Raw genomic sequence first — 24,715 nt, 5'->3', positions numbered from 1 at the left:
TGAATTGCCACCGGAGATTAATACGTTGCCATAAAGGGGAACGCCTTTCATTTAGTTAAACAGTTCCATCAGCTTTGCTTCCAACTCTTTTCCATGGAGATCCCTGGCAACAATTACACCTTTGTTATCGATCAGAAAATTCCTGGGAATAGCTTTAATCTGATATTTTTTAGTAACGGGAGAATCAAATCCTTTCAGGTCTGCCAGGTTTGTCCAGGTATAACCATCCTTCTCTATTGCCTTTTTCCAGGCAGCAGCATCCGTATCGAGAGAAACGCCAATTACACCCAGCCCTTTGGTCCTGTACCTGGCATAAAGCGGAACAAGCGCTTTTGCCTGCATTCTGCATGGCGAACACCAACTGGCCCAGAAATCAATAAATGTATATTTGTTCCCGGAAATGATTGTTTTGGTGGAGATTTTTTTTCCTTTTACATCCGGCAGCGCAAAGTCCTCATACTGTACTGTTTCCTGCATACCCGGCGCCTGTACATTTTTTTCATTTTCAGCAGTAACAGTAATACCGTTAGCATCATTTACAATCAGCGTATACTCCTTTGATGAAGGAGGAAGACACATTTGATTATTGCATGCCATGTACCTGATCCGGAAATGCAATACTGTCTTCTCATCTGCCCTGAGTTTGATAGTTTGTGAAAACGTAACACCCTTCGCGTAATAAGCCACAGTTTCCCCGGCAGAAGATGCTGCTCCTTTTTCCTCCATCTCTCCTATCAACTGAACATTCGGATTTTCTCCCCATGTAATAGTAGTAGGCATTCCCATTCCACCATCATAAGACTGTGGATAAATATGAAACGGTTCGTTGATAGACGCCACGAAGGCAATCTTAAAAGTGAGTGGCGCTATTGAGTCACTGCGGAATTTCCACGAAACGGGGTGGTTATCCTGCGCAATGCCGGACAAAGCTGCCAGACTGGTCAATATCAAAAAAATCACTCTTCTCATAAATACTTTTTGCAGGGCAAAAGCCACATTCGTTTAAATTCAGTTATTATCATCTGACAGGCGCAAATTGCATTACCCTTTATACCTGGATTTTGTGATCTCTACCATAGACTTCAGTTTATAATACTCCCTGTCTGTGGAACCAGCGTAACCAGAACTAAAGAATCTTATATTACCCAATGGGTCAAATATGATTTTAGTGGGTGTTCCCTGGACATCAAAGAACTTGTTTTCTTCATCCTGTAAAACATCGAGGGTAATCCCTTTTTTCTTCACGAAAGATTTCACAGTAGCCCTGTCTTCAAACAGGCTTACCACAAACATTTGAAATACATCTTTTTTATAGTCTGCCACCACGTGCTCAAATCCGCTGAAAGCAGCTACACACGGAGTACATCCTGTGGACCAGAAATCCAGGGCCAGCACCTTGTTCTTATAATCCTTCAGATGAACGATATTCCCTTCCAGGTCCGGCAGCGATACCTCTTTTACAGGTTTAGTAGCGTGAAAAAGCGTAAACATTTTACCATCCCCTCCCGCGCTTGGTACTGCACCGTCGAGCGTTGTTTTCGGTGATGCTATGTACAACTTTTCCACTTCCTTATAACAGTGATGGTATGCTTCATCCTTCAGGGATTTAAGATATGCCTCAAATCCATTTTCGGTACCCTTTACCTTCTTATATACCAACCTGAATGTATTAACCATAACCGGGTTTGACTCCGCCTCCCTGAATGCTTTACTTAAGGTATCGAATGCCACCTGATACTTACCGGCAGCAAACATCACTACTCCATACCGGTTCAGGTAATTGGATTTTGCATCTTTGAAATAGCGCATTTCGCGCATACCCTCTTTTACTTCCGAAGATTTCGCCAATAACTGTAATGCCGTATCTGTATTTCCCAGTTGGGCATTAGTTGCAGCATTTATCTCCAAAACGGTCTGAGTTCTGCCAATTCCATCTTTCAGAGCTCCTGTGCCCAGATCTTCCAATATCCCGGCTGACACCTTTTCCACTTCGCCCGGATTGGTATTTGCATCAAAGAGGTTGTCCAGTGCATAAGTCAGATACAGGAATTGAAGTACGTTGAATTTCGGCCTGGTGTTTTTATAATACCAATAACGTTCAAAGTTTCCTTTGGTAAGCCATCCCATAGCCAGCTGCGCGCGGTATTCCTCATACATGGATGGTTTGGCAGGGTCTATTGGATTTGCTTTCAACATTTCATTGTATTGCTTCTCCTGGTCTTCCACGTTTACTATTGAAGTAAAATCCTTAAAGTTATACTTCGCGGATGGCGATTGCTGCGCGAAGACGGACCCCGAAATCAGCAACAACAAGATTAACATTTTCATTTTCATCAGATTCAGATTAAATGGTATTAAAAAATTTGAATTATTAGCATTGAAATTTCCTGCCAGGTAAATGTGGTACAACTGCATGCTGCCATTAACTTGCCAGTTCTATTCATTTTCCACTAATCCCTTATTCGCGGCCAGCATCCTTTCCCCGAACTTCAGGGCAAATCTCGCGGGGCTGAGCGTATAGGTTGCCACTACGTTGCCGGCGTCATCATAGAGTTTATGTGTGTACTTAACCGTATTGCTATACACCGGGTCAACTGAAAGCCGGCGCATATCCCACCAGCGCATTCCGGAGGTGGCGAATTCACGAATACGTTCATCAAGGATATAGCGAACCAATGACTCTTTGCTTTCCGCTATATTTGCAGGTACAGTTGCGATATTGGCGGGCATTCTTTTGGACCGCAGCATTTCGAGATCGCTCTTTGCCCCTGCAAGGTCACCTGCCCTTGCTTTAAGCTCTGAGCGCATCAGGTAGAGGTCAGGCAATGAGGGGCCGATTTCCAACCCGGAAAAAAGTGATGCGGAGTAGCGCCTCATCCCTCCCGGAAAGGTTTTGTCGGGATTGAACATTTCAATTCCTGAGAACAGTTCCAGGCGTTTATCTGCCGGATCATACAAGGCAGCCGTTTCCGGGGAAAACACATAGGTATTGGCTTGTTGCAGCTGAAAATTAATCATACTGAGATTGTATATCACCTGCACATTGTTGGCAGCCAACGGATAATTTGAAAGTCCGAAACCGAAGTCAGGAAACCATGAATTATCGCTATCAGGATCAAGCACTGTGTTATAATCGTATAACGCGAGAGGCACTGCAGCTTTGCCAAGCTCCGCGAATGCAGCATCCACATGTGTGCCGGCCTCATTGAACTTTGCCATATACAGATAAACACGGCCCAATATAAATTCTGCCGCCAGCCTGGAAAATTTGCGCCTGTGTGTTAATGGACCAAGGTCTGGCAAGGCATCTGTCAAATCCTTTATGATAAAATCATAACATTCCTGTACAGAGGCCCGTACAAATGTTGTTTGCGTTACATCTGCCTTTGTAAGCAGCGGCATCCCCAAATCCGTAGCAGCAGTAGCAGCATTATAGGGCAACGAAAAATCATTCAGAAAATAAAGATGGCAAAGTGCCCGTCCGACTTTGGCCTCCGCGAGGATGGCACGTTTTTGCTGATCGGTTCCTCCCTCTGATTGCATTACTTCGTTTATGACCTTATTAAAGGTATAAATGTTGGTTAGTGGCCATGTTTCATTGGGAAGCTGATCTTCATCGTATATCCTTGCTTCAAACCTGAACAGCCTTTGTGTTCTGATCTGAGCCGCATCCATATAGGTTGCCTGGGCTGCCATTTCATCACCCATATACAAAGATGGAGGATAGGAAACCTGCAGGCTCACTGCATTCATTAATTGCTCGTAGTCCAGCGTCGTTTTTGCCACACGGGAGCCCTTAGGCTCAATTTCCAAAAAGTCTTTAGAGCATGAAGTCTGAAGCATCAACGATATAAACAGAAGGGGTAATAATACCCTATGAATGGATTTCATCATCTTAAGCAGGTTTAATTAAAGAGTAATGTGTGCGCCAACTGTGAATGTACCTTGTCCTATACGGATATTTCTGACACCTGCAGGCGATTGAAACTCCGGATCGATCCCGAGGTTGTTCTTCTTCCAGAGCATGAGATTAGATACCTGTGCCCTAAAAGTCAATCCTTCAGCATGTAGTCTCCGAACCAATGTCTTACCTACATCATAGGAAAGCGTGATCTCCCTGATCTTTGCATAAGACGCATCAAATGAATTCAGGTTGGAGTAGGTGTAGTAATAGATATTTCTGCCGTTGTCGATGGTAGTGTTATAGGCATACCTGGGGATATTGGTTTTACTTTCATCTCCCGGCGTCTTCCAGCGATTAGCAAATTCGGGTTGAAGCGTGTTCTGATAAAGGGGCTCCTGCCAAAAATTATTAAAATCCCGGAACAATACATGTCCTAAGTTAAAGCTGATATTAATTCCCAGTTGAAACCGCCTGTAATAAAATGTATTGAATAATCCACCTGTTGCGATAGGTTGAGAAGTTCCCGCCAAATGGACGTCTTCTGGCTTGGAGCCATTTTTATCCGACAGTATTTTTCCGTCGGCCTGGATGATCTGTGGATCTCCCACGGCGTTAAGCCCGCCGTTGATGAATTCGAATACAGCATATGCGGGTTTGCCTTCCGCAAAGGATGTTCCGATCATTCCTGTACCGGTTGTGATGGCGGTTGCCGTTGCCATCCTCGTTATCTTATTTTTGTTGTACGCCAGGTTTAAGACAGTATTCCAGTTAAAATCCCGGGAAATGACATTAAGCGAAGTCAAACTAAACTCAAATCCTTTATTTTCAAGGTCTCCGTAATTACCGATAACAGTTGCATATCCGGTCAACGGCGCCGTCATCAATGAGCCGATCAGGTTACTGGTCTTTTTTATATATCCGTCTATAGAACCGCCCAATCTGCCACCCAGCACTGTAAAATCCAGTCCTGCGTTATAAACAGTGGTTCCCTCCCAGGTAAGCTTGTCGTTGCCGGGAGTTCCGATAACCAAACCAACTCCTGTTACATAGTTTACGTTCGATGAGGATTGCAGGATATCGAATGATGCTGCCTGGGCAGGCTTGGGTGCATTACCTGTTATGCCATAGGTGAATCTCAGATGGAGGCGGTCCAGCCATGTAAATGATTTCATGAAGTCTTCCCTGTTCAGCAACCATTTACCACCTATGCTATAAACGGGCCTGTTTTGAGCAGATTTGGCAAGGCCAAATAAATTACTCTCATCAATCCTCCAGCTCGCATTCAGTGCATACTTCCATTGGTACATGTATCCCAATGTGGAATAGTAAGAGGTGGTTCTTGCGATAGCGCCTTCTCCTCCACCCACATTATTTGATGGCAACACTCGTCCCAGCTGGCCGGATACCGTTCCTGTAATCCCTTTCATGAGTGTATCAATATTTACCGGACGCGAAACCTGCAACTGATCATCCCAGCCATAGTAGGTAGCGGATGATGTCAATGGTGTGGAACTTGTAGCTTCCTGTCCTGCCATTACAGTCAGCTGGTGCGGATCCCAGTTCCGATCAAATATCAGCTGATTTCTTACCGTCCAGTTTTTCTGAGACGCATTATTTACATTGAGCATCCCTCCATCCTTTGGCAACCAATACCTGGGCGTGCTGTTTGCAGTTGGCGCCTGTGTAAAACCTACCAGCTGGTCCCTTACCGCGTAACTTTCCTGGTACTGAACTGTCCGGTTGTTTCTTGCAAATGTCTGGTAGCCATAAGTACCCTCAAAGCGAAGTCCTTTCAGCAATTGTACTCTCGCGCTTCCCACCACCCTTCCGGATATACTGCTACTTTTTGAATATCCCCTGTTAAACTCATCAAGCGGAACGTAATCCAGGTTAACCCGGCTCCTGGCAGCATAATCAAGCCTGAGAGAATCGGTGTAATTTCCCAGGAAATTCACTGCCAGCGGATTTCCTGCATTATCGCGGAACCGCTGATAAGGTACGATGGAAACATCCGGGGCCAGCACTCCTATACCCAGGTTTGAAGTACTTGCTACTGTATTGGTAAGATCAGTGATCACCGAGAACTGCAATTTTTTATTGAAATTGAAATCCTGTCTGACATTCAACTTATACGAATTGTTCCGTTCGCCTGGCGTGCTGCTTTGAATACCGGTATAGCTCAGCGATCCATAAAAACTGTAAATGTCACCGCCCCCTGAAAGCGAGACTGTATGATTAGTTGAGGCTGCATTTCTGTAAAAAATACTGGAAATTTCACTCCTGTTATCGATGGCAGCCAAACTATCCAGCGCCTTATTCGCCTGCGCACCGGTGATTAGCCCCCGATACTCATCATATTGAATTTGCAGGTGCGGAGGAACCGGAGCAAAGACCTGTGCTGTATTCCAGCTATAATAAGGCGCAAATTGAGGAAAGAGTTCTTTTGCAGTAGCAATAAAATCCCTGCTGTTCATTTTCGGGATATAGGACAGATCCGGTTTACCCTGGAAATTATAATAACCGTCGTAATCAACCCGTAATTTTTGTCCTGTTTTACCCTTTTTGGTAGTAATAACAATTACCCCGTTCGCCGCTTTTGCGCCCCAGATAGAAGCTGCGGAGGCATCTTTCAGAACAGTTATATCCTCAATATCCTGCGGATTGATGTTGGCGATGGGGTTAGAGGTGTTCATAATATTATTACGGGATGCATCATTGGTATTATCACCCGGTAATTCCACGCCATCTACCACGATCAATGGCGACCTGGTAGAGTTTAGGGAAGTCAAACCCCGAACCAGTAACGGCTCTCCACCCGGTGCATTGTTTACCACCAGGCCGGGTACAAGCCCATCCAGTCTTTGGAGAATATTGGTGCTACTGGATCTGCTGGCAACAGTGCCCATGTCCACTTTTGCTACTGCCCCCGTATTTCGTTCCCTGGTAATATTCTGATAACCCGTAGAAACAATTTCAATAGATCCCAGCTTTTGTTCCGAAGGCACCAGGATAACCGAAATCATTTCTGCATCGGTCACCTTCACCTCTTTTTCATTGAATCCTATGAAGGTTATTATCAGCACTGCGCCTTTTTCCGCTTCTATATGAAACATCCCCTTTTCATCGCTCACAGCTACTACCTGGCTACCTTTAATACGGATAGTAGCCCCGGGCAGAGGATTTTTATCAGAGTCGGTGATTGATCCCGTGACTTTTGTTTTAGGCTCCGCAGCAGCAGATAAACTTCCATTTTTCCCTGATGCGTCACTATCTCTGCGCATCACTACCACATTGCCCTGCCTTATCTCGAAAGCAAGTTTCTCCGGCTTCAAAATGGCGGTAAGGAAATCATTCAATGGCATCTGCTGTGCCTCAATAGTCACAGGATGCGCATTCTTAATATGTTCATCATTATAGAGTACAGTTACTCCCGTCTGTTTCTCAATAATTTTAAACACATTACGCAAAGGCTCTTTGTGTAGTTTGGTAGTGATAGATTGCGCCAATCCTATGGCCTGTGCCTGAACTAAGACGACAGTTAATAAAACAAATGTTAGTTTCATCGCGAACTGTATTTTGGTTGATACCAGACGGCAGGAGAAGCCACGCCAGGCTAATCCTCGCCTCCACGGCTGGTTTAAAGCATAAAAACGCATACTTTCTAAATAATTTTGGTTGGTTTCTATTGATCCTGAGCAAGATGCTTTATTGGCATACCAAGTCATTACCGGAGAGATTCCCGGCATCTTTGTTTTTTTAGCTAGCAGCCTGCTCAGCGCATTATTTTGTTATCAATGACACTTGCTGAATGGTTAGTCAACAGCCATCAGGGAAGTATAATTAATGTCCTGTTTCCTTCCAGTTTGTAGTGAAGTCCCACGTTGCTCAGAAAATACAGAACATCGGTAAAGGGAAGGCTTCTCTTAATAGTACCGCCAAGCTGTATCTTCGGAATTGTTTGCTGATAAATTACTTCAATATCATACCACCTTGCAAGTTGCCGCATAGCCTCCTCCAGCGGAACATCATTAAAGTCAAAGACACCATTTTTCCAGGCGACAACCGACACTGCATTTACATCGTCAAAAACCTGGACAGGCCTGTTTACGGTGGTTGTGAGCGCCTGTTGTCCGGGCTTAAGCAGTTTGTAGGCCGCCCCTTTCATTGCAACCCGTATCGCTCCATCCAGCAGCGTGGTTCGAACAGATTGCTCATTGTTATATGCATTCACGTTAAAACTTGTTCCGAGTACTTCAACAGAAGTCCCGCCGCTAACCGCTACCCTGAAAGGAATAGAAGGGTTTTGAGCTACTTCCATGTACACTTCTCCTGTAACACTAATAAGTCTTTCCTTACCCGTAAATACTACCGGGTATTTAATGGAACTTTCCGCATTCAGCCACACGCTGGTTCCATCTGATAACTTAAGCTGGAACTGCTTTCCCTTGGGGGTAGATACTGTATTATACTGAACTTCTGAACCTGTTCTTTCGTACTCAAATACCCCATTGGTAACTTTGGCAACTGTTCCTCCCTGTAATGTTATCCGGCCATTTTTAACAGTATCCAAAAGTACCTGTGATCCGTCTGATAAGGTAAGTAAAACGCTGCTTCCCCCCTGTTGCCCATTTGTTATCGACTGCACAACACCAGTTGGCGTTTCCGCTTGTTTTTTGTGATATAAATAATAAGTACCCACACCAATTATCAATGCCACTGAAGATGCTACAGCCCAACTCCATTTCCGTATGAACGAATTCCTGTGAGCAATATGCATACCCTTCCCTGTTTCCTTATCAACAGGGAACTCCCTGCCGGGATAACGATCCAGGATATTTTTGATCATCGTTTGCTGCTGAGCTTCACTAAAGAGACCCTCATCCTGTATTTTTTCCCACATGTCTTCCAGTACAGGAATAATTTCCTGTTCAGTAGAAGCCGATTGCAACATATCAATAAGCTCCCGTCTTTCTGCTTCGGTAAACCGGTCATCTGACCATCGTTCCAATAGGTGCTGTAGTCTGCTATTCACAGTCAATCAATTTATTTCAACGGATATGATCCATCTTTATCTTAGGAGAAAGCTTTTATAAAAAAGGGGGTATTCCAATGAAAAAAAAATTACAATTTTATAATCAGGAAGGAAATTATGATTGGCAGGCCATTATTCCTGATGTAGTCAACGATAGATGAAGAGGCAATCTGGAGGTATTTTTTTACAGTTTCCCGGCTAATCTGCATTTCCTCAGCTATTTCGGCATATTTTTTCCCTTCTAACCGGGCAAGCATCCAAACCTTCTTTTGCTGCGGCGGTAGCCGATCTACCGCATTTTTCACCAATATATCATACGCTTCCTTTAAAGAGGCCTCGTCCTGTGCCTCCAGGCCGTCGGCCGCAGTTTGTGTAATCTGATGCCACTCCTCCCGTTTTTTGTACTCTCTGTCGATGTTCTTCAGCATCCTGACTGCATGATGCCTCGAGATTACGAATAACCAGGAACGAAAGCTTTCCACTTCTCCCAGAGATTCCCTTGTTAGCCATAGCTGGGTGAAAATTTCCTGTACCACGTCGGAAGCTATATCCTGATCTTTGGTAATTTTGACCAGGTATGTAAAAAGAAGGCCGGAATACGCTTTCACAAGCATAGCAAACGCCTGCTCATCCCCTTCAGAGATCTGCAGTAGCAGTTGACGGTCACTGTTATGTTTAATGCCTGACAATTAATAAATTGATTGATCCGAATTAGCCACAATGTTATTAAAAATTTCACACAGTTCGTATTAGCCTTTGGCTCACAACATAATATCTTTCTTCGGCAGATCAAATCTGTGATCTTAAAACAAGATAGTGACTTTCCGGGCCTCTGCTCATTCAGCTACCAATTGGATTGCCGGATCCAAGATGGTATCAACGGGCAACAATGCAACGAATTAATCTATTTTTATATGTTTGTTTCTTTCTTCGTAAAGCACGACAAGATCATAAAGGTGTTCTAACAAACTCCCGATCTCGCTACGAAAAAAGCTTCCAAAATACATCAACAAAACTACCTATGTCCAATCACAGAAAATTAATATCTTGAAGCATGAAAAAAATCACGCTGATCTCCTTTTTAATAGTAGCGGCTATATCCCTAAGCGCACAGCAATTGACGTATAACAATCCCCTGAAAGTTGATTTGGGTGATCCTTATGTATTACATGTGAAAGGCGACAAATATTATATGTATGGAACCGGTGGCGCCAGGAACGGCTTCGCGGCCTATTCTTCTACCGACCTGGTTAATTGGAAAAATGAAGGCCAGGTATATTTTCATGATAACAAAAATGGCTGGAGCGATCCAAAAGCCGCCTGGGAGGGTGCTTATTGGGCGCCGGAAGTATATGCTATAAATGGGAAATATTACATGTTTTACAGTGCTCAATGGAAGGACAATCCAACCAGGGAACTTGAAAACTTTCGCATTGGCGTTGCAGTAGCCGATAAACCAACCGGGCCATTTATCGATGTAAACAACAAACCCATTTTTGACCCAGGCTACCCTATCATCGATGCAAATGTATTATTCGAAACAAATGGGAAAGTATACCTCTATTATTCCCGTTGTTGCTACAAACATCCGGTACAGAGTCAAATAGCTACCTGGGCAAAAAACAAAGGCTGGTTCAATGAGATCGAAGAAAGCTGGGTGTATGGAGTAGAATTAAAACCAGATCTCAGTGGCGTAATCGGTGAACCGGTACTGCTATTGCGCCCGCCGGTTAGCATGAAAGATAAACAGGCTGAATGGGAAAGCCGCTCGGTTACATCGAAAGAAGTGAATCGCCGCTGGACAGAAGGTTCCTCCATCTTCAAAAAAGGAAATACCTATTACATGATGTATTCTGCTAATTACTTTGGCGGCAAAAATTATGCAGTGGGGTATGCTACCTCTAAAAGTCCATTGGGACCTTTTAAAAAAGCAGCCAACAACCCCGTACTGCAACAGAACGCTGAGCAGGGCGGCGTAGTAACAGGTACTGGTCATAATAGCATCACGTATTCACCAGATGGTAAAGAAATGTTCTGTGTATACCACGGCCGCACATCAGAAACAGGTGATAAGCGCGTTGTTTTCATAGACCGGATGAATATATTATCAAATGGGAAATTAGTGGTGCAAGGTCCAACAACAGCTCCGCAGGCGTATCCCAGTGGAGTTAAATAGCATGGTTCTTTCCTCCACTCCCTACACATTAAAAGCCGCAGATACTTTAAAATATCTGCGGCTTTTAATTTAACTGAAAGCAATCTTGAAAAAAAATTCACCAATAAGTTACCCACCTCACCCCCAAAAGCCCTTTATGCTTTTCAATATGAAAAGTATCTCCTTCTTCAAACTTTGCGTATTCCGGCTCCTCCATATGTTTAGCTTCAAAAGGACCATTGACTTCCTGCAATAAAAAATAATACTGTCGTTTAGCGAAAGGCGTTTCCTTCTTATCCAATATCATAAATTCTGCATCCTCAATTTTCATTCTTTTATACTTCTGGCTACTCCGGTATTGACCGTAAGTTTTCTGGTTTACTTCTACCCATTGGGCGGGGTTGGAAATGCTGTCTACGTGGATAAGATCAAAATAATAAACATTCCCTCCGGCCGTTCCATGATCGTATGGTGCGGTTGTATAGTACTTGTTTGCTAAAAAATATTTCTCAACTGAAGGATTGGAAGTGTCGAACGCATAATTTACCACGAGAAGGAAAGTCAATACATAAGAAAGCAACCCACCCCAAAAAATTCCTTTACTCATTACCGGAACGGGAGCTCCTCCAAATAAGAAACAATAAATGATAGCGGGTAGAAAAATACTGACAGAAAGCGACAAAAATTCTGACTGATACACAGATAAAACATGAAACAATATGAATCCATAGAGGCATGGCGTAACCAGGTCAAGCAGGAAATTATATATATTATCCGGCTTCGGTTTACTGAAGTAATAAAGCAAGTGTCTTGCAACTGAAATAAGGAATAGAATGATAAAGAGATATCTGAACCTGGATGACAAAGGATCTGTATACAGTAAATTAATGCCCAATACTATTCTCACAATTGCAAGAACTATACTGCTGACCGGGCCTGCGCCGGTTGGGTTAACAAACTCTTTATTTTTCCCTTTACTCATGTCGCTGATAATACGTTTCCTTTCGTAATACAATTTACCGTTTTTGTACAGAATCCGGTAACAAAAAAAACGGGCTGGTTATATACAAAAAAGTATATAAAGAAAGATGCTTTAAGAAAGCATTTAGATTTACCGGAAAAAACAACAGCCCTTATGGACAATCAACAAACTAAAAAAGAATGGATCACAACGCCTATACTCCCCTGTACTTCCATTGAAGAAACCCTGGCATTTTGGGAAATACTGGGCTACCGCATTACCTATAAACTAACCCGCCCTTACCAGTATGGCATCCTTGAACGGGGTGGATATGAATTACATTTCGCCCGTGTTAAAGGCACGGGAGCCGCTTATAGTGGGTGTCTTGTAACAGTGACCGATGCCAGGGCTGTATACTTAGAGTTTACCGGAAAACTAAAAGCATCGCTGGGAAGAGTGCCTAATACGGGCATTCCGAGAATTTCGAGAATGAAACCGGATGCAACGCGGTTTACGTTAACTGATGTTTCCGGTAACTCCATCATCTTTGTTAGTTTTGGGGAGAAGGATGAAGAAGTGTGGCAGCATGCGGATAACAAAAAACAAAGTCCATTGCAAAAATCTATAGCGGTTGCCGCCCGGTTCCGGGATTACAAAAATGATGATATGGCTGCTGCGAAAACATTGGATGTTGCCTTAGCCCGGCCTGGTAATGAGTCAAATACTGATATTGCGGAAGCACTGATGATCCGCATTGAACTGGCGGAATCACTGAATGAGCCGGATCGTGCAGCGGCGTGCAGATCGCAGCTGGAGACATTATCTCTTTCAAAAGAAGAGTTGAACTATTTAAGGCGAAAGTATTCAGTAGATGTTTCCTGATATACGTAGTTTTATTCACGAAACGCCATCGGCGCCATAGAAGTCTGCTTCTTAAAAAAGTTGGAGAAATGTGCCAGGTCATCAAAGCCTAATGTGTAGGATATTTCAGAAATATTCCAATCTGTTTGCTTTAGTAAAGTCTTTGCTTCCTGTATGATCCTTTTACTGATGATGTCGGTGGTAGTGCGACCCGTAATTTCCTTTAATACTTTATTGAGATGATTAACATGTACTGCTAACCTGTCTGCATAGTCTTTAGCAGTGCGGAGTCCCAGTCTTTGTTGTGTAGACTCAATAGGAAATTGCCTTTCCAGCAGTTCTATAAATAAAGAAGATATCCTGTCTGCTGCATTTTTAGTGGCATTAAGCGCCGATAGCGGCTGCAACTTTTGTCCGTAGTGGATTACCTCCAGTACAAGATTGCGGAGCAGGTCGTACTTATAAATATAATCCGTACCCATTTCTTTGTACATCTTCCGGAAAATGTATTCCAATTCATTTGTTTCCTCTTTTGAAAGCTGGAATATGGGTAATACCCCTGGTTGAAATATGGGTAAGTCATCCAATGTAATTCCGACTTTGTTTTTAGACAGGAAATCTTCTGTAAAAATACAAAACATGCCCGACTGGTTATCATCCTGGGGCAGCCAGTGATAAGGAATTTTAGGGGTGGCAAAAAGCAGGGCGCTTTCTTTAATCTCAATTACTTTATCAGCATATTCAGCCCGGTTATGTCCTTTTATCAAACTGATTTTGTAATACGCACGCCTACTATAAGGCATAAAGCGCGTGCCGTTCTTTTTATCAAACAATTTCTCCGTTTCAAAAATATTGAAATGGCCGATCTCCCGGGTGATGCCTTCCGGCAGTGTTGCGGTAGCTTTCTGATAAAAATCTTCTATGGTTTGTTTGTTGACCATATCATTTTATAAGACTCAAATTTAACGAAAAAGCAGGCTGATAGGCCTGCTTTTATTTATGATATTAAAGATTCATTCCTCCCGATATCTCAATACGTTGAGCGGTAATCCACCTGGCATCTTCCGTACATAAGAAGGCAACAACGCCGCCTATATCTTCCGGTAAACCTGCTCGTCCCAGTGCCGTCATACCACTTATTTGTTTATTCACCTGCTCATTGTCCCTGACGTGTCCGCCGGAGAAGTCCGTGGCAATGGCTCCAGGAGCGATGGCATTGGCTTTTATCCCCCTCGGACCCAACTCTGCGGCCAGGTACCTGGTAAATACCTCCACTGCGCCCTTCATAGCACCATAGGCCGAATACCGGGGGATGCTCATGCGGGCAAGACCGGAAGATACATTGATGATACCACCCCCGTCATTCAGCAAATCCAGTGACTTTTGCGTTAAAAAGTAAACTCCTTTGAAATGTACATTCATAAGTTCATCAAACATTTCCTCACTCACTTCTCCGATTGGCGCATTGCGTCCGATTCCTGCGTTGTTGATCAGGAAGTCGAAGCGGTTGGTGTTGAACGTGTTTTTCAACACTTCTTTCAGCTGATTAAAAAAAGCATCAAAACTTTTAACATTACCTGCATCTAATTGCAGGGCAGCAGCTTTTTGGCCGGCCTGTTCAATCTGTGCTACTACCTCAAGCGCCTCTTTTTCCCGGCTATGATAGGTAAGTATTACATGAATCCCTTTTTCAGCAAGCCTGAGTGCCATATCCCTGCCCAAACCGCGGCTGCCGCCGGTTACCAGGGCTATTTTATTTTTGTTCTCCATCTTTTACAATTTTTGATGAAGCAAAGTTAGCCCGGATGTAAGGTCCGTTGTTTGGAGATATCAATCCGTTATTTGCGAAATTCAAATAATATGCTCTTTTTTAGTCAAACTCATCCTATTCATGCGTTCTTCATTTTCGCTTCATCTTGCGGTATTAGTTTTGTTCCGACATACAATATTGAACAACCTAAAAACCAGGATCATGAAAGCAAAAGGATTAATGGCTATCGCACTTTTATTCTCAGGCGCTGCCTTTGCCCAGCAAACATCTGTAAAAACCGAAGGAAAAGTAAGCGCGGGCAGTCAAACCAATGCCAATGCAGCTACGGGAAACACCGGTGTAAGTACCAGTAACACGGCTACCGTTCATGTACAATCCAACGGCGCAAAACAAGCCACCCAAACGGCCGGCAGCCAATTAAACACGGTTGCGGCCACCGCCGCCAACACCAGTGCAAGCGCCCAAAATACGGTAACCAGTACGTTACAAACCGCTGCCACCACGGGAAGTGAGCTGAAAAACACGGCTACCAGCAACGTTAAAGCGGCCACGCAAATTAACGCTACTTTGAATCAGGCCATGAAAATACAGGCCGCGCCAATCCGTATTAATACACATATTGCGGGGGGAGTACTATCAGGTATCCTGTAATTTCAACAGAAAAACAGATTTTTGCCGGAGAATAGCGGCAAAAATCTGTTATTTTTATAGCAATGATCAAATTCCTTTTATCTACGCTCATTATTGTTCCGGCACTGTTGCTGTTAAAACCGCGCACCTGTTACGGATACACGCCTGTTGCCGATACATTGCAGCCTGTACAGACTGCACCCGGCAAACCGGTTGAAAAACCTGTGGCAACATTGCAGGAGCGTTTACCAGAGATAAAGGAAGTACCAAAATCGAGGCGCCTGATCAAACCGATGGCTGTTCCTTCTCCATTGCCCATAAAACCCATCAGGATCATTAAGCCTAAGATCGTTCCGGGAAAAATATTATGACCGGGTTAAAGATGATGACATGAGATATGCATTGATTTTGCCAGTTTTCTGGCTATGCTATAGCAGTGCGCAGGCGCAAACAGATACGGCCCGCACACAGGCAGACAGCACACAAACCGACAACAAAAAAGTTACACTGACACTCGGCGCATTATATTCCAATAATGCCAATTACTATGGTCAGACTGCCGCAGCGCCCATGCCTTACCTGGCAGCCAGCGCCACATTACAGTTCCGTTCGGGGATCTATTTTTCGGGAGTGGGATACCGTTTACTAAACGATTCGGGAGCAGCCGTTTCGGCCACCAGCGCCGGAGCGGGCATTGCATTCAAAATAGGGAAAAAACTGGCCGCCGATCTTAGCTACAGCCATACTTTTTTTCCTTCCAACTCCCCCTTCCTGCAGGCTGCCAATGCAGATAATGCCGCCGCCAGCCTGAAGTACCACTACTGGATGACCACCGGCGTAAACGTAGATTATGCCTTTGGAAAACAACAGGATGTATTTGTAACGCTGAGCACCGAAAAAGCAATTCAACTGGGCAGCATTTTCAAAGGAAAAGACCTGATCACTTTAACGCCTTCAGTAGAAGCAGTAGGCGGCACCCAGCATTTTTACCAGACCTACGTACAGGAGAAAAAACTACTGGGGCTGCCATTACCTATTTTACCAGGTATTCCGGGCACATCGGAAACAGTTACAAAAGAAGCCACACAGTTCGATCTGCTGTCTTACAGTTTTAAAGTGCCGCTGGCTTATAACAGGGCGCACTACATGATAGAACTGGCTTACCAGTTGTCTGTATTAAGCGATAAAGCGCTGAGCGGCGCCGGAGATGCCAACTCATTTTTTAACTGCAGTTTCTATTACCAGTTTTAACAGTATGAAAGTACTGATCATAGAAGATGAAAAGGCGATGGCTGCGGAAATGCTTGCCTATCTCGAAAAAGCATATTGCTGCGACCTGGCTTATACAGCCAGGCAGGGACTGGAAAAAATGGACGAAAATCAATATGATTTTATTCTATTGGATCTTGGTCTGCCGGATAAAGACGGCCTGTTACTATTGCAGGAGGCAAGGAAAAACTGCCCGGAAGCTTCTTACATTATTCTCACCGCACGCGGACAGCTGGAAGACCGCATCAGGGGTCTACAGATGGGGGCTGATGACTATCTCCCCAAACCCTTTTCCCTGCCGGAATTGCAGGCCAGAATGCAGGCAATTTCCCGGAGAAAGTTTGGACTAACAGACAGTAAGATAGCATTGGGAGATTTTGACATAGACCTGCATCAGAGAAGCGTGTTTTTTGAAAACCAGGAAATCTCTTTGTCGAGAAGGGAATTTGACCTGCTCAGCTACATGCTGCTGCATAAGAACAGGCCGCTCACCAGGATGCAGCTGAGTGAACATATATGGGGGAATTTTTCGGATGATGATTATGATTCCAATTATATTGATGTGCATATTAAAAATATCCGGAAAAAACTATCGGCCTTTGCCTCCGTGGAATGGTTGCAAACCCTCCGGCATGTGGGTTATAAAATAAAGCTCTGAGCGTGAAACTGTTTACCAAACTTACTCTTTTCATCACCTTGTCGAAAATGGCGATCGCCATCCTGTTCGTACTGCTGCTGCCTTTCCTGGTAGAGGATATTGCTTTCAGGTATAACGACAACTACCTGAAGGAGCAAAAGAAAAAGGTGCTGAGCGTAATATGGAAAAACGGTATCGATGCTTACCTCCAGGGCGAAGAAAACTATGGCAGCTACACCATGCTGAAGGAAGAATATATTTCGATGGAACCCGCAGGTAACTCCAACCTGCCCGACACCATCGCTACCCTGCAACGTGTAGTGGAAGGCGATACACTCACTTACCGCGTGTTAAGCCATATTTTCACTTATCAACACAACCGGTATATGCTGGAAGTGGGAAAGAAAACAGCCACCATCAGCCAGTATAACCGCCCTTTGCAAAAAGTAGCCCTGTATGTATTGTTTGGCCTGATAGTGCTCACTACCCTGGCGGATCTTATATTCACCCGGCTTTTGTTACGTCCGCTCGGTGTTATTATCAGCACCAGGCTGGTTAACCGGAAATTTCCTTTTAAAGACCATGTTCCTGCCATCAAAACATCTACCACCGACTTCCGGTACCTGGACGACTCCCTCATTGAGCTAATGAGTAAAATCAACGAAGCCTTTGAGAAAGAACGCGAGTTCACCTCCAATGCGTCTCACGAGCTGATGACGCCTATCACCATTCTTCAGAATAAAATGGAAAACCTGATAGCGGAAGATTCACCGGATGAGGAACTGCAAAGGAAAATCATAGGTATGATGAAGACATTGAACCGGCTGAAGAAAATTGTCCATTCATTACTACTCATCTCACGTATTGAAAACGACCAGTTTCCGAAAACAGATAGCGTATCTCCACACCTGCTGCTGACAGAAGTAATGGAAGAACTGGAACACCGTTTGGAAGACAAACAGCTGCAGTTTAACATGAATGTTTCCCGTGAGATGGTGCTTCACCATCTCAACCATGACCTGATATTCCAGCTGGTGTACAACCTGCTCAATAATGCCATAAAATATAATATACCCCAGGGGCAAATAACGGTGAGCGACCAGCTGCTTCCCGGTGAAATGTACCAGCTTATTATCAGCGATACCGGCATTGGCATCAGCGAACAGGAAATCAGCACCATCTTTAACCGCTTTAAAAAAGTGGCCAGAACGGAGCTGGAAGGCTATGGACTGGGACTTTCAATTGCCAGCACTATTGCCCGCTATCACGGAATAAGCATTACGGTTTCTTCGGTAGTTAATAGAGGGAGTACTTTTACTGTTAGCTTTCCGCTCGTTTAAGAATTTTTCCGTAAGATCCCGGTAGTTACAATTCCTTTTTGCTGTTCAATTGTGAACGGGCCCACAAACAGGCTATTTCTTCCACTTCTGTGCAATCTGTATAGCGGTATCAATCATATAAGGTTCCCAGTTTTCAATTTGCCAGGCGGTATGTGCAAGGGAAGAGTGGGTGAGCGATTGGATGGCCTCCTCGCAGGAAGTGGCCGATTCCAGTATAGCAGACAGTTCCAGCTGCTGATGATGCAAAATTTCATCTTCAATAATCTTACCTGTTATTACCGGGGATGATGGTAAAAAGGATTGGTAAGATGATATACCGGGTGTGTTTTTCTTCTTCACAATATTTTCCATCTTTCCAAAATCATTGTAAAAAACAGTCCGGCTTTCCTCCGTGGTAAGGGCATTTCCAAGTTGTTCGAGCACAACATATTTAAGATGGGGACAACGGGCTATCGTGTTTTCCAGTAAGTGAAATACTTCTGCCGGAACGGCATCGTCATGTGTATCTCTCCGGATCTTCTTCAACGGGCTATTGGGCGCATTTTCCCAGCTGCCACCTGAAATATGTATTTCCCTTACTTTGTCTAACGGGTAGTGTGTAATTATTTCTTCGAACGGAATATTAAAATTGTGGATCTGGCAATAGAGGTTGTGCAGATCAAGGATGATAAAACCATTTACAGGCTCGAGGAGTTGTTCCAAAAAGCCGCCGTGACGTTTTACTTCTTCTAAAGAATAGGAAAAGGCCAGGTTCTCCAGTCCTACCGGGCATTCGCATGCTTCATAGATTCGCTTCAATCTGTCTCTCCCAATGTCGAGTGTGGTTTTCGTATAGGGAATATTCAGCGGAGCGCCGTGATGAAAGTCTCTGCCTGTCATGAAGCCAAAATGTTCTGTCACATGATCAAACCGGAATTCCTCCCTGACCTTTTTCAATTGTTTCAGCCAGTCGGCCTGCTCCTGGCGCCACTTGCCGGAAAAGAGGGAAAAGAATACGCCATGACCGATGAGACGCTGTTCATTGCTGTAGGCCGTCAGCAATTCAAGAAACCAGGATGGGATCTGCTGTACTTTAAACAGTGCATCAAACGACCATTCAATGGCTTCAAGCCGGGATTCTTCCATTAGCGGAAGACATGCTGCCAGTATGCTGGCATCCAGGTTGCAGGCGGCTGCTGATAAAATTTCCGGCACCTTTTGGAATTAAGTTTAATAATAACGGGAGAATCAGCCCATTCCGCAGCCAGGACAACCATTTTCATATGGCTTTTTCACTTCTTCTTTCTTTTCTTTTGGCTTAACCGATTTATCCTTGTTACAGGAAGTGGTTGTTTGAACGGTGATGCCGAGCAGGATGGCGCCGAGCAATGATTTTGGCAGTTTCATTTGATATTTATTTAAGGGATGAAATTCTACAGTGTTTTTCAAAACAAGGTTACCTGTTAAACGGGAGGAATATGGAAAAGTTACAGGAAATATATTCTTAACATTGGGGAGCGGGCTGTAATTATCATGATACCGGTGGGTTTCCATTCCGGATTTGATCATCTAAACTTAGGTAGTTTATAGAAAGATGGCAACTGCAGGAGCCATCACTTCCCCTGCAGTTGTTGCTTAAAACTTAATGGTAAGGTTAGCCGTTACCCTTGTTGGGTTTTGTGCTGCCAACCGGTTCGACCAGTACTTTTCATTGGTAATATTATCGACTTTTACTCCTATGCGGTAAACGGGTTTGTCGTAAAACAGGGACGCATCCAGCACAGTGTAGGAAGGTATGGTAAATGCGAAAGTATTAGTGTTGGTTTGAAACGACTGGCTGCCATAGTTGCCGCCAAAAGCAAAGCCCAATCCTTTGGCAGTGCCACGTACCAGGCGGTAGCTCACCCACAGGTTGGCCGTGGTAGCTGGGCCGGCTGAAGATGGGCGCAATCCCTGGAATTTGGCATCCGCCTTATCCATTTTACTTTCGTTATACGCATAGCCGGCAATGATGTTTAATCCCGGAACCGGGTTGGCAATTACTTCGGCTTCAAAGCCTTTGCTAAGCTGGGTTCCATCCTGGAGGGAAAATCCGCTGTGAGCGGGATCATCGTATACGGAGTTGGTAACAGAAATATCGTAGTAGCTAAGCGTGGCGTTTAACTTCTCATTAAAAAGATCCGCTTTAATACCTCCCTCTATCTGGTTGGCCTGTTGCGGTTTAAAAGTATTGCCGTTATAATCGGTTCCCGATTGATTCTGGAAGCCATTCATATAGTTGGCGAACAGGGAAAAGCGGTCCTTAATTACCTGGTATACGATCCCGAATTTGGGTGATAGCGCTGTTTGCGTGTAATTACCTACGGTGAGATCTTTACTGGGATAATAAGCACCGAGATTGTGGTAATTATCCAGTCTCAGGCTCGCCATTACCAGCAACTGTTCTGTGATATTGATAACGTCTGAGAAATAAGCGCTGTAAGTATTTTCGCGGTTACTGTCGAACGCCAGGAATTTCAGTTTTGCGAACAGTGGGGTTACATTATCCTTGTTGAAATTATAGTAAGCATCCCCGGGCGTTCTGTAGTTAATGGCCGGCATATTCACGATGGTATCATTCCGGGAAGCGCGCAGGCTATAAAAATCCACGCCTACCACTAACCGGTTACGCATTTTACCGATACGGAAATCGCCGATAAAGTTTTGCTGGATATCGGTACCGTAGTAAGGATAGGTTTGCGAGGTCACTGCCTGTCGCAGGGTGCTGTCGCTTAATATATTCAGCTGGGTAGTGAATCCGTCGGAGCTGGAGCGGGTGCGGGAAAACACCGTTTGCGACGTCCACTTATCTGACAATTTATATTTTATCTGTCCAAAAACATTCAGCTGCTGGCTGTTATAGCTCATGGTATTATTGGCATAGGAGAGCTTATAGGGCATGCCCAGTTCTTCTACGCTGTGCGCCTTTCCTTTGGTATAAGGGGCTACCCTCATTGGAGAAGTAGCTTTGTAGCCGCTCATTTCCACATCCAGTAAAATGGTGAGCCGGTCATTTACCTTATAGGAGAAGCTGGGCGCCATCAGATAATTTTTGCTGAAGCCGGCATCCTGGAAGCTACGTTCGCTGTGAATAGCGCCGTTGAAGCGGAACAGGGCTGTTTTCTGTTCGTTTACCGGGGTATTGATATCCAGTGTGAGACGGTTCAGGTCCCAGCTACCGCCGGAGTAGGATACTTCTCCTTTGAAGCTGTCGAATGGCTTTTTGGTAACCCGGTTAAACAACCCGCCAAAAGAAGAAAGGGTACTGCCAAACAGTGTAGCAGAGGGGCCTTTGATCACTTCTATGCGTTCCAGATTTGCCGGGTCTACATTGGTATATACAAAACTGCCAACGCCGTTGCGTACCAGGTTGGCGGTGGTGAAGCCTCTTGAAGTAGCGGAGCTTCTCCCCTGGTTGTATACAATGGGGATACCTGCGCCCGGTATATTTTTGAAGGCGCTGTTATAATCTGTTACCAGTTGTTCTTTCATCAGTTCCTTCCCCACCACGCTGTACACCTGCGGATTTTCGAGATTTCTTAGTGGTAGTTTGGATACATCTTCACTTTCTTTTTTGGCAAAGCGGTTTCCCCCGGTGGCTACCACCACTTCTTCGAGGTTTTGGGAAGATGTTTTCAGTTCTATCTGCAGCAGTACACTTTTGCCGTTTACTACAGATACGGCTCTCCTGATGGTTTCAAATCCCACCATAGATACTTCCAGCTGATAGTTGCCGTCCGGAATATTTTTAAAGAGAAATTCGCCGCTCTGGTTGGTGATCATTCCTTTTGCAATACCTTTCAGGATAACGGTTACATTGGTAGCCGGGTGTCCGTCTGATGTGGTAATAATGCCCTGAATGGTATTGTTGGCTCCTTCGTCCGGCACGCCGGCATATATCAAGGTAAATGGAAGTAGAAAAAATGTTAGAAACAGGTATGCCCTCGTCATGTTGGTCTTATCGTTTGCAATGCAAAGGTGCATTGAGAAAGTACCAAATTATCTACTGTATCGGGAAAACTATTTACGCAATCGGGAAATAATTATTTATCCATAAAGGCAGCATTTGGGCCCATATTTGCGCAAAACACGCCACCATAAAGGATACTACCCTTTTCACCCCCTCAAAACGATAGCTCCCCTGGTGAACCCCGAAAGGTCCACCAGGATGACCATATAAAGCAAACTCCGGCCATTACCCATTGAAGGGCGGAAGGCAACAAGCATCAAATAGTTTAAAGTAAGGTTTCCCGGATTACAGGTGGGCAGGCGCAAAATAACCGCGTAAAATCTTCACGGCGGTACCAATCTGGTTTTTTACCGTTTGAATGCTGGTGTTCATTTCTTCCGCTATTTCTTTATGGCTTTTCTGATCATAATGCCTTAAGCGGAAGGCCGTAGATGATTTAGGCGGTACTTTCTTATTTAGCGCGATATTCACCTGGAAATAAATTTCTTTACTTTCCAGCGGATCGCTTGGTACAAAAGCCTCGTCCGGAATAACACAGGAAAATTTCCTTTCACGTGTGATTTTGTTGAGGCAGCGGTTACGTACACTCGCATAGAGGTAACTCTTCATAATGCAGCTACTGTCCCGGTTTTGGTAGTTAGCATCAATTTTCAGGAATAATTTCTTCTGCCAGAAATCCAGAAAAAATTCCTGAAGAACATCCTGGGCTTTGTCTTCGTCCTTTAGCATGTCTACAGCCAGCAACAGGAGGATGCGGCTATATTTTTTGTACACACTTGTAAATGCTTCGACACTACCATCTTTAAGCAGTTCCAGCAGGACGGCATCTTGGTTGTTATGTTGCATTCTCATTTCCTTTTGAGAGACTGGTTTAGGAAAAAAATTTCGACTTCTATTGACAATACAGTGTTAGAAAAAGCAAGTTCTCTAATGGTTTAACACAGTGACTGAAAGTGGTTTATTTTGCATTCCGTTTTTCTAAATCTGGAATAAAAGTAACGCTATAAAGCATCGTGAGTGGTTAATCCATTGTTAAGCACGAATGTTTTAGAAGTGGTAAGATCCAATACCACGGCTGATTAGCGGGGGAAACAAATTTATTAACTAAAAATATAATATAAATACCGGCGGTTGGGATTAACAGCGCTGAAAACAGCACACAAAAGAGGGCGGATCACCAGGTAATACCGGCCGGAAAGAAGAAGAAAAACAAGAGGGGAAATTATACGGATGACTTCAGAAAGTCGCCGTCTATGATCAGGAGTTTTACGCCGGTGGCTGAAACAGAACGGTGCGTACTCTGATCATCTGTTACCACATAACTCATGCCTTCAGATAATTCAAAGTTTTCACCGCTCTGCAACACGCTTACAAAGGCGCCCTGCAGGCAATGTACAATATGCCCTTTCTTACACCAGTGATCAGCCAGGTAACCGGGGGAATACTCCACGATCCTTATCCGGAGCCCGGGAAACTGTATGGTTTGCCACCACGCCGTGCCGCTTTCTCCCGGATGCACGGTCTTCGGAATTACCGACCAGTCAATAGTCTGAAAGGGAATATTGTTATTCATGATAGATGATTTAACGTACACGGATATACGCCTCTATAATTTCGTGATTTACATTCAAACTGTCAATTTTTTCAATGCCCCGCTGGATCAGCGTATCATGCTGTAAACTGAGTGTAAAAGTGAAATGCATATCTTCCCAGCTGCGGGCATTGCAATACTGCAGATGCTCTTCGTATTTATCACCTGTTAATACATAAGTGCCGGCGCCTGAGCCAAACACGGCGGTGCTGCTGTCGCTTCCCTTTGAAACATCATGCTTGAAAAACGCAAAATGGCTGCCATTAAATATTTTGATCATCTCCTGCCCTTTTACCGGGTAAGTATCAGTGGTATCTCCGTTCTCGATCATCTTACTGTAAGCTAATTTCCAGGTACCTGTTAAAGACAGTGCTGCAGCGGGTTCAGGCTTTTTGGTTTCCGCGCAGGAAACAACAGTCCATCCAATAATACCAATAGCGGCGAGGATTCGTAGGTTCATAACGTTTAGATGTTTGAGTGAAAAGTTTTTATAACAGCCCGTTCCGGCCGGAACACAAGGTTAATAAAAAGATGCTGATTTTAAAATATACGGCAAAATAAAAGGGAACAACATAC

22 protein-coding genes are annotated in these 24,715 nt (G+C 44.2%); 7 read left to right on the top strand and 15 right to left on the bottom strand.

Annotation, left to right across the window (positions count from 1 at the left end):
- Positions 1–51: 51 nt before the first annotated feature.
- From V7S65_RS28840 to V7S65_RS28815, 6 genes are all read right to left on the bottom strand, one after another.
- Positions 52–969 carry a TlpA family protein disulfide reductase gene (locus V7S65_RS28840; RefSeq protein ID WP_113965280.1) on the bottom strand — a complete coding sequence of 306 codons (918 nt, stop codon included), beginning with the start codon at positions 967–969 and terminating at the stop codon, positions 52–54.
- A gap of 72 nt (positions 970–1,041) precedes the next feature.
- Positions 1,042–2,328, bottom strand: coding sequence for a TlpA family protein disulfide reductase (locus V7S65_RS28835; protein ID WP_336389120.1), 1,287 nt, complete (start codon positions 2,326–2,328; stop codon positions 1,042–1,044).
- Positions 2,329–2,436: 108 nt separating this feature from the next.
- Positions 2,437–3,843: a RagB/SusD family nutrient uptake outer membrane protein gene (locus V7S65_RS28830; protein WP_339546817.1), complete on the bottom strand. Its 1,407-nt coding sequence runs from the start codon at positions 3,841–3,843 to the stop codon at positions 2,437–2,439.
- Positions 3,844–3,909: 66 nt separating this feature from the next.
- Positions 3,910–7,467 carry a SusC/RagA family TonB-linked outer membrane protein gene (locus V7S65_RS28825; protein WP_336389122.1) on the bottom strand — a complete coding sequence of 1,186 codons (3,558 nt, stop codon included), beginning with the start codon at positions 7,465–7,467 and terminating at the stop codon, positions 3,910–3,912.
- A 263-nt stretch (positions 7,468–7,730) separates the two neighbouring features.
- Entirely contained in the window at positions 7,731–8,936 is a 1,206-nt protein-coding gene (locus tag V7S65_RS28820) for a FecR family protein (protein ID WP_336389123.1), read from the bottom strand.
- Between the two features lie 89 nt (positions 8,937–9,025).
- Positions 9,026–9,625 (bottom strand): RNA polymerase sigma factor, encoded by a 600-nt coding sequence (locus tag V7S65_RS28815; protein WP_079470807.1) that lies wholly within the window; start codon positions 9,623–9,625, stop codon positions 9,026–9,028.
- Positions 9,626–9,990: 365 nt separating this feature from the next.
- Here V7S65_RS28815 and V7S65_RS28810 point away from each other — a divergent pair, with 365 nt between their 5' ends.
- Positions 9,991–11,112 carry a glycoside hydrolase family 43 protein gene (locus V7S65_RS28810; RefSeq protein ID WP_336389124.1) on the top strand — a complete coding sequence of 374 codons (1,122 nt, stop codon included), beginning with the start codon at positions 9,991–9,993 and terminating at the stop codon, positions 11,110–11,112.
- Positions 11,113–11,209: 97 nt separating this feature from the next.
- Here the strand turns inward: V7S65_RS28810 and V7S65_RS28805 are convergent, their stop codons facing one another.
- Positions 11,210–12,073, bottom strand: coding sequence for a hypothetical protein (locus tag V7S65_RS28805; RefSeq protein WP_336389125.1), 864 nt, complete (start codon positions 12,071–12,073; stop codon positions 11,210–11,212).
- 153 nt (positions 12,074–12,226) lie between these two features.
- On the opposite strand from V7S65_RS28805, the gene V7S65_RS28800 reads away from it, so the two are divergent.
- Complete coding sequence (locus V7S65_RS28800; protein WP_336389126.1) at positions 12,227–12,934, top strand: hypothetical protein; 708 nt, start codon at positions 12,227–12,229, stop codon at positions 12,932–12,934.
- An 11-nt stretch (positions 12,935–12,945) separates the two neighbouring features.
- Here the strand turns inward: V7S65_RS28800 and V7S65_RS28795 are convergent, their stop codons facing one another.
- Positions 12,946–13,854, bottom strand: coding sequence for a helix-turn-helix domain-containing protein (locus V7S65_RS28795; protein ID WP_336389127.1), 909 nt, complete (start codon positions 13,852–13,854; stop codon positions 12,946–12,948).
- Between the two features lie 64 nt (positions 13,855–13,918).
- Complete coding sequence (locus V7S65_RS28790; RefSeq protein ID WP_336389128.1) at positions 13,919–14,683, bottom strand: SDR family NAD(P)-dependent oxidoreductase; 765 nt, start codon at positions 14,681–14,683, stop codon at positions 13,919–13,921.
- Positions 14,684–14,885: 202 nt separating this feature from the next.
- Here V7S65_RS28790 and V7S65_RS28785 point away from each other — a divergent pair, with 202 nt between their 5' ends.
- From V7S65_RS28785 to V7S65_RS28765, 5 genes are all read left to right on the top strand, one after another.
- Positions 14,886–15,335: a hypothetical protein gene (locus V7S65_RS28785; RefSeq protein ID WP_336389129.1), complete on the top strand. Its 450-nt coding sequence runs from the start codon at positions 14,886–14,888 to the stop codon at positions 15,333–15,335.
- Between the two features lie 62 nt (positions 15,336–15,397).
- Positions 15,398–15,685, top strand: a complete 288-nt coding sequence (locus V7S65_RS28780) for a hypothetical protein (RefSeq protein WP_079470814.1) — start codon at positions 15,398–15,400, stop codon at positions 15,683–15,685.
- Positions 15,686–15,704: 19 nt separating this feature from the next.
- Positions 15,705–16,565 (top strand): hypothetical protein, encoded by an 861-nt coding sequence (locus tag V7S65_RS28775; RefSeq protein WP_336389130.1) that lies wholly within the window; start codon positions 15,705–15,707, stop codon positions 16,563–16,565.
- Between the two features lie 4 nt (positions 16,566–16,569).
- Entirely contained in the window at positions 16,570–17,241 is a 672-nt protein-coding gene (locus tag V7S65_RS28770; RefSeq protein WP_111577897.1) for a response regulator transcription factor, read from the top strand.
- A gap of 2 nt (positions 17,242–17,243) precedes the next feature.
- Positions 17,244–18,560, top strand: coding sequence for a sensor histidine kinase (locus V7S65_RS28765; RefSeq protein WP_336389131.1), 1,317 nt, complete (start codon positions 17,244–17,246; stop codon positions 18,558–18,560).
- Between the two features lie 72 nt (positions 18,561–18,632).
- Here V7S65_RS28765 and V7S65_RS28760 read toward each other — a convergent pair whose 3' ends face one another.
- The 6 genes from V7S65_RS28760 to V7S65_RS28735 all read right to left on the bottom strand — a co-directional run bounded on the left by V7S65_RS28760 (position 18,633) and on the right by V7S65_RS28735 (position 24,599).
- Positions 18,633–19,754, bottom strand: coding sequence for a multinuclear nonheme iron-dependent oxidase (locus V7S65_RS28760; RefSeq protein WP_336389132.1), 1,122 nt, complete (start codon positions 19,752–19,754; stop codon positions 18,633–18,635).
- Positions 19,755–19,787: 33 nt separating this feature from the next.
- Positions 19,788–19,946: a chryseobasin-related MNIO class RiPP peptide gene (locus V7S65_RS28755; protein ID WP_159454346.1), complete on the bottom strand. Its 159-nt coding sequence runs from the start codon at positions 19,944–19,946 to the stop codon at positions 19,788–19,790.
- Positions 19,947–20,174: 228 nt separating this feature from the next.
- Complete coding sequence (locus V7S65_RS28750; RefSeq protein WP_339546813.1) at positions 20,175–22,481, bottom strand: TonB-dependent receptor; 2,307 nt, start codon at positions 22,479–22,481, stop codon at positions 20,175–20,177.
- Positions 22,482–22,833: 352 nt separating this feature from the next.
- Positions 22,834–23,394, bottom strand: coding sequence for a sigma-70 family RNA polymerase sigma factor (locus tag V7S65_RS28745; RefSeq protein ID WP_159454347.1), 561 nt, complete (start codon positions 23,392–23,394; stop codon positions 22,834–22,836).
- A 376-nt stretch (positions 23,395–23,770) separates the two neighbouring features.
- Positions 23,771–24,121 carry a DHCW motif cupin fold protein gene (locus V7S65_RS28740; protein WP_111577900.1) on the bottom strand — a complete coding sequence of 117 codons (351 nt, stop codon included), beginning with the start codon at positions 24,119–24,121 and terminating at the stop codon, positions 23,771–23,773.
- Between the two features lie 10 nt (positions 24,122–24,131).
- Positions 24,132–24,599 (bottom strand): hypothetical protein, encoded by a 468-nt coding sequence (locus V7S65_RS28735; protein ID WP_079470822.1) that lies wholly within the window; start codon positions 24,597–24,599, stop codon positions 24,132–24,134.
- Positions 24,600–24,715 lie beyond the last annotated feature (116 nt).

The organism is Chitinophaga sp. CCNWYY40 (assembly GCF_037483205.1).
In the GTDB taxonomy this organism is placed as follows: Bacteria; Bacteroidota; Bacteroidia; order Chitinophagales; family Chitinophagaceae; genus Chitinophaga; species Chitinophaga ginsengisegetis.
Note: the sequence above shows the minus strand (reverse complement) of the source record. Positions and strands in the feature narration are given on the sequence as shown.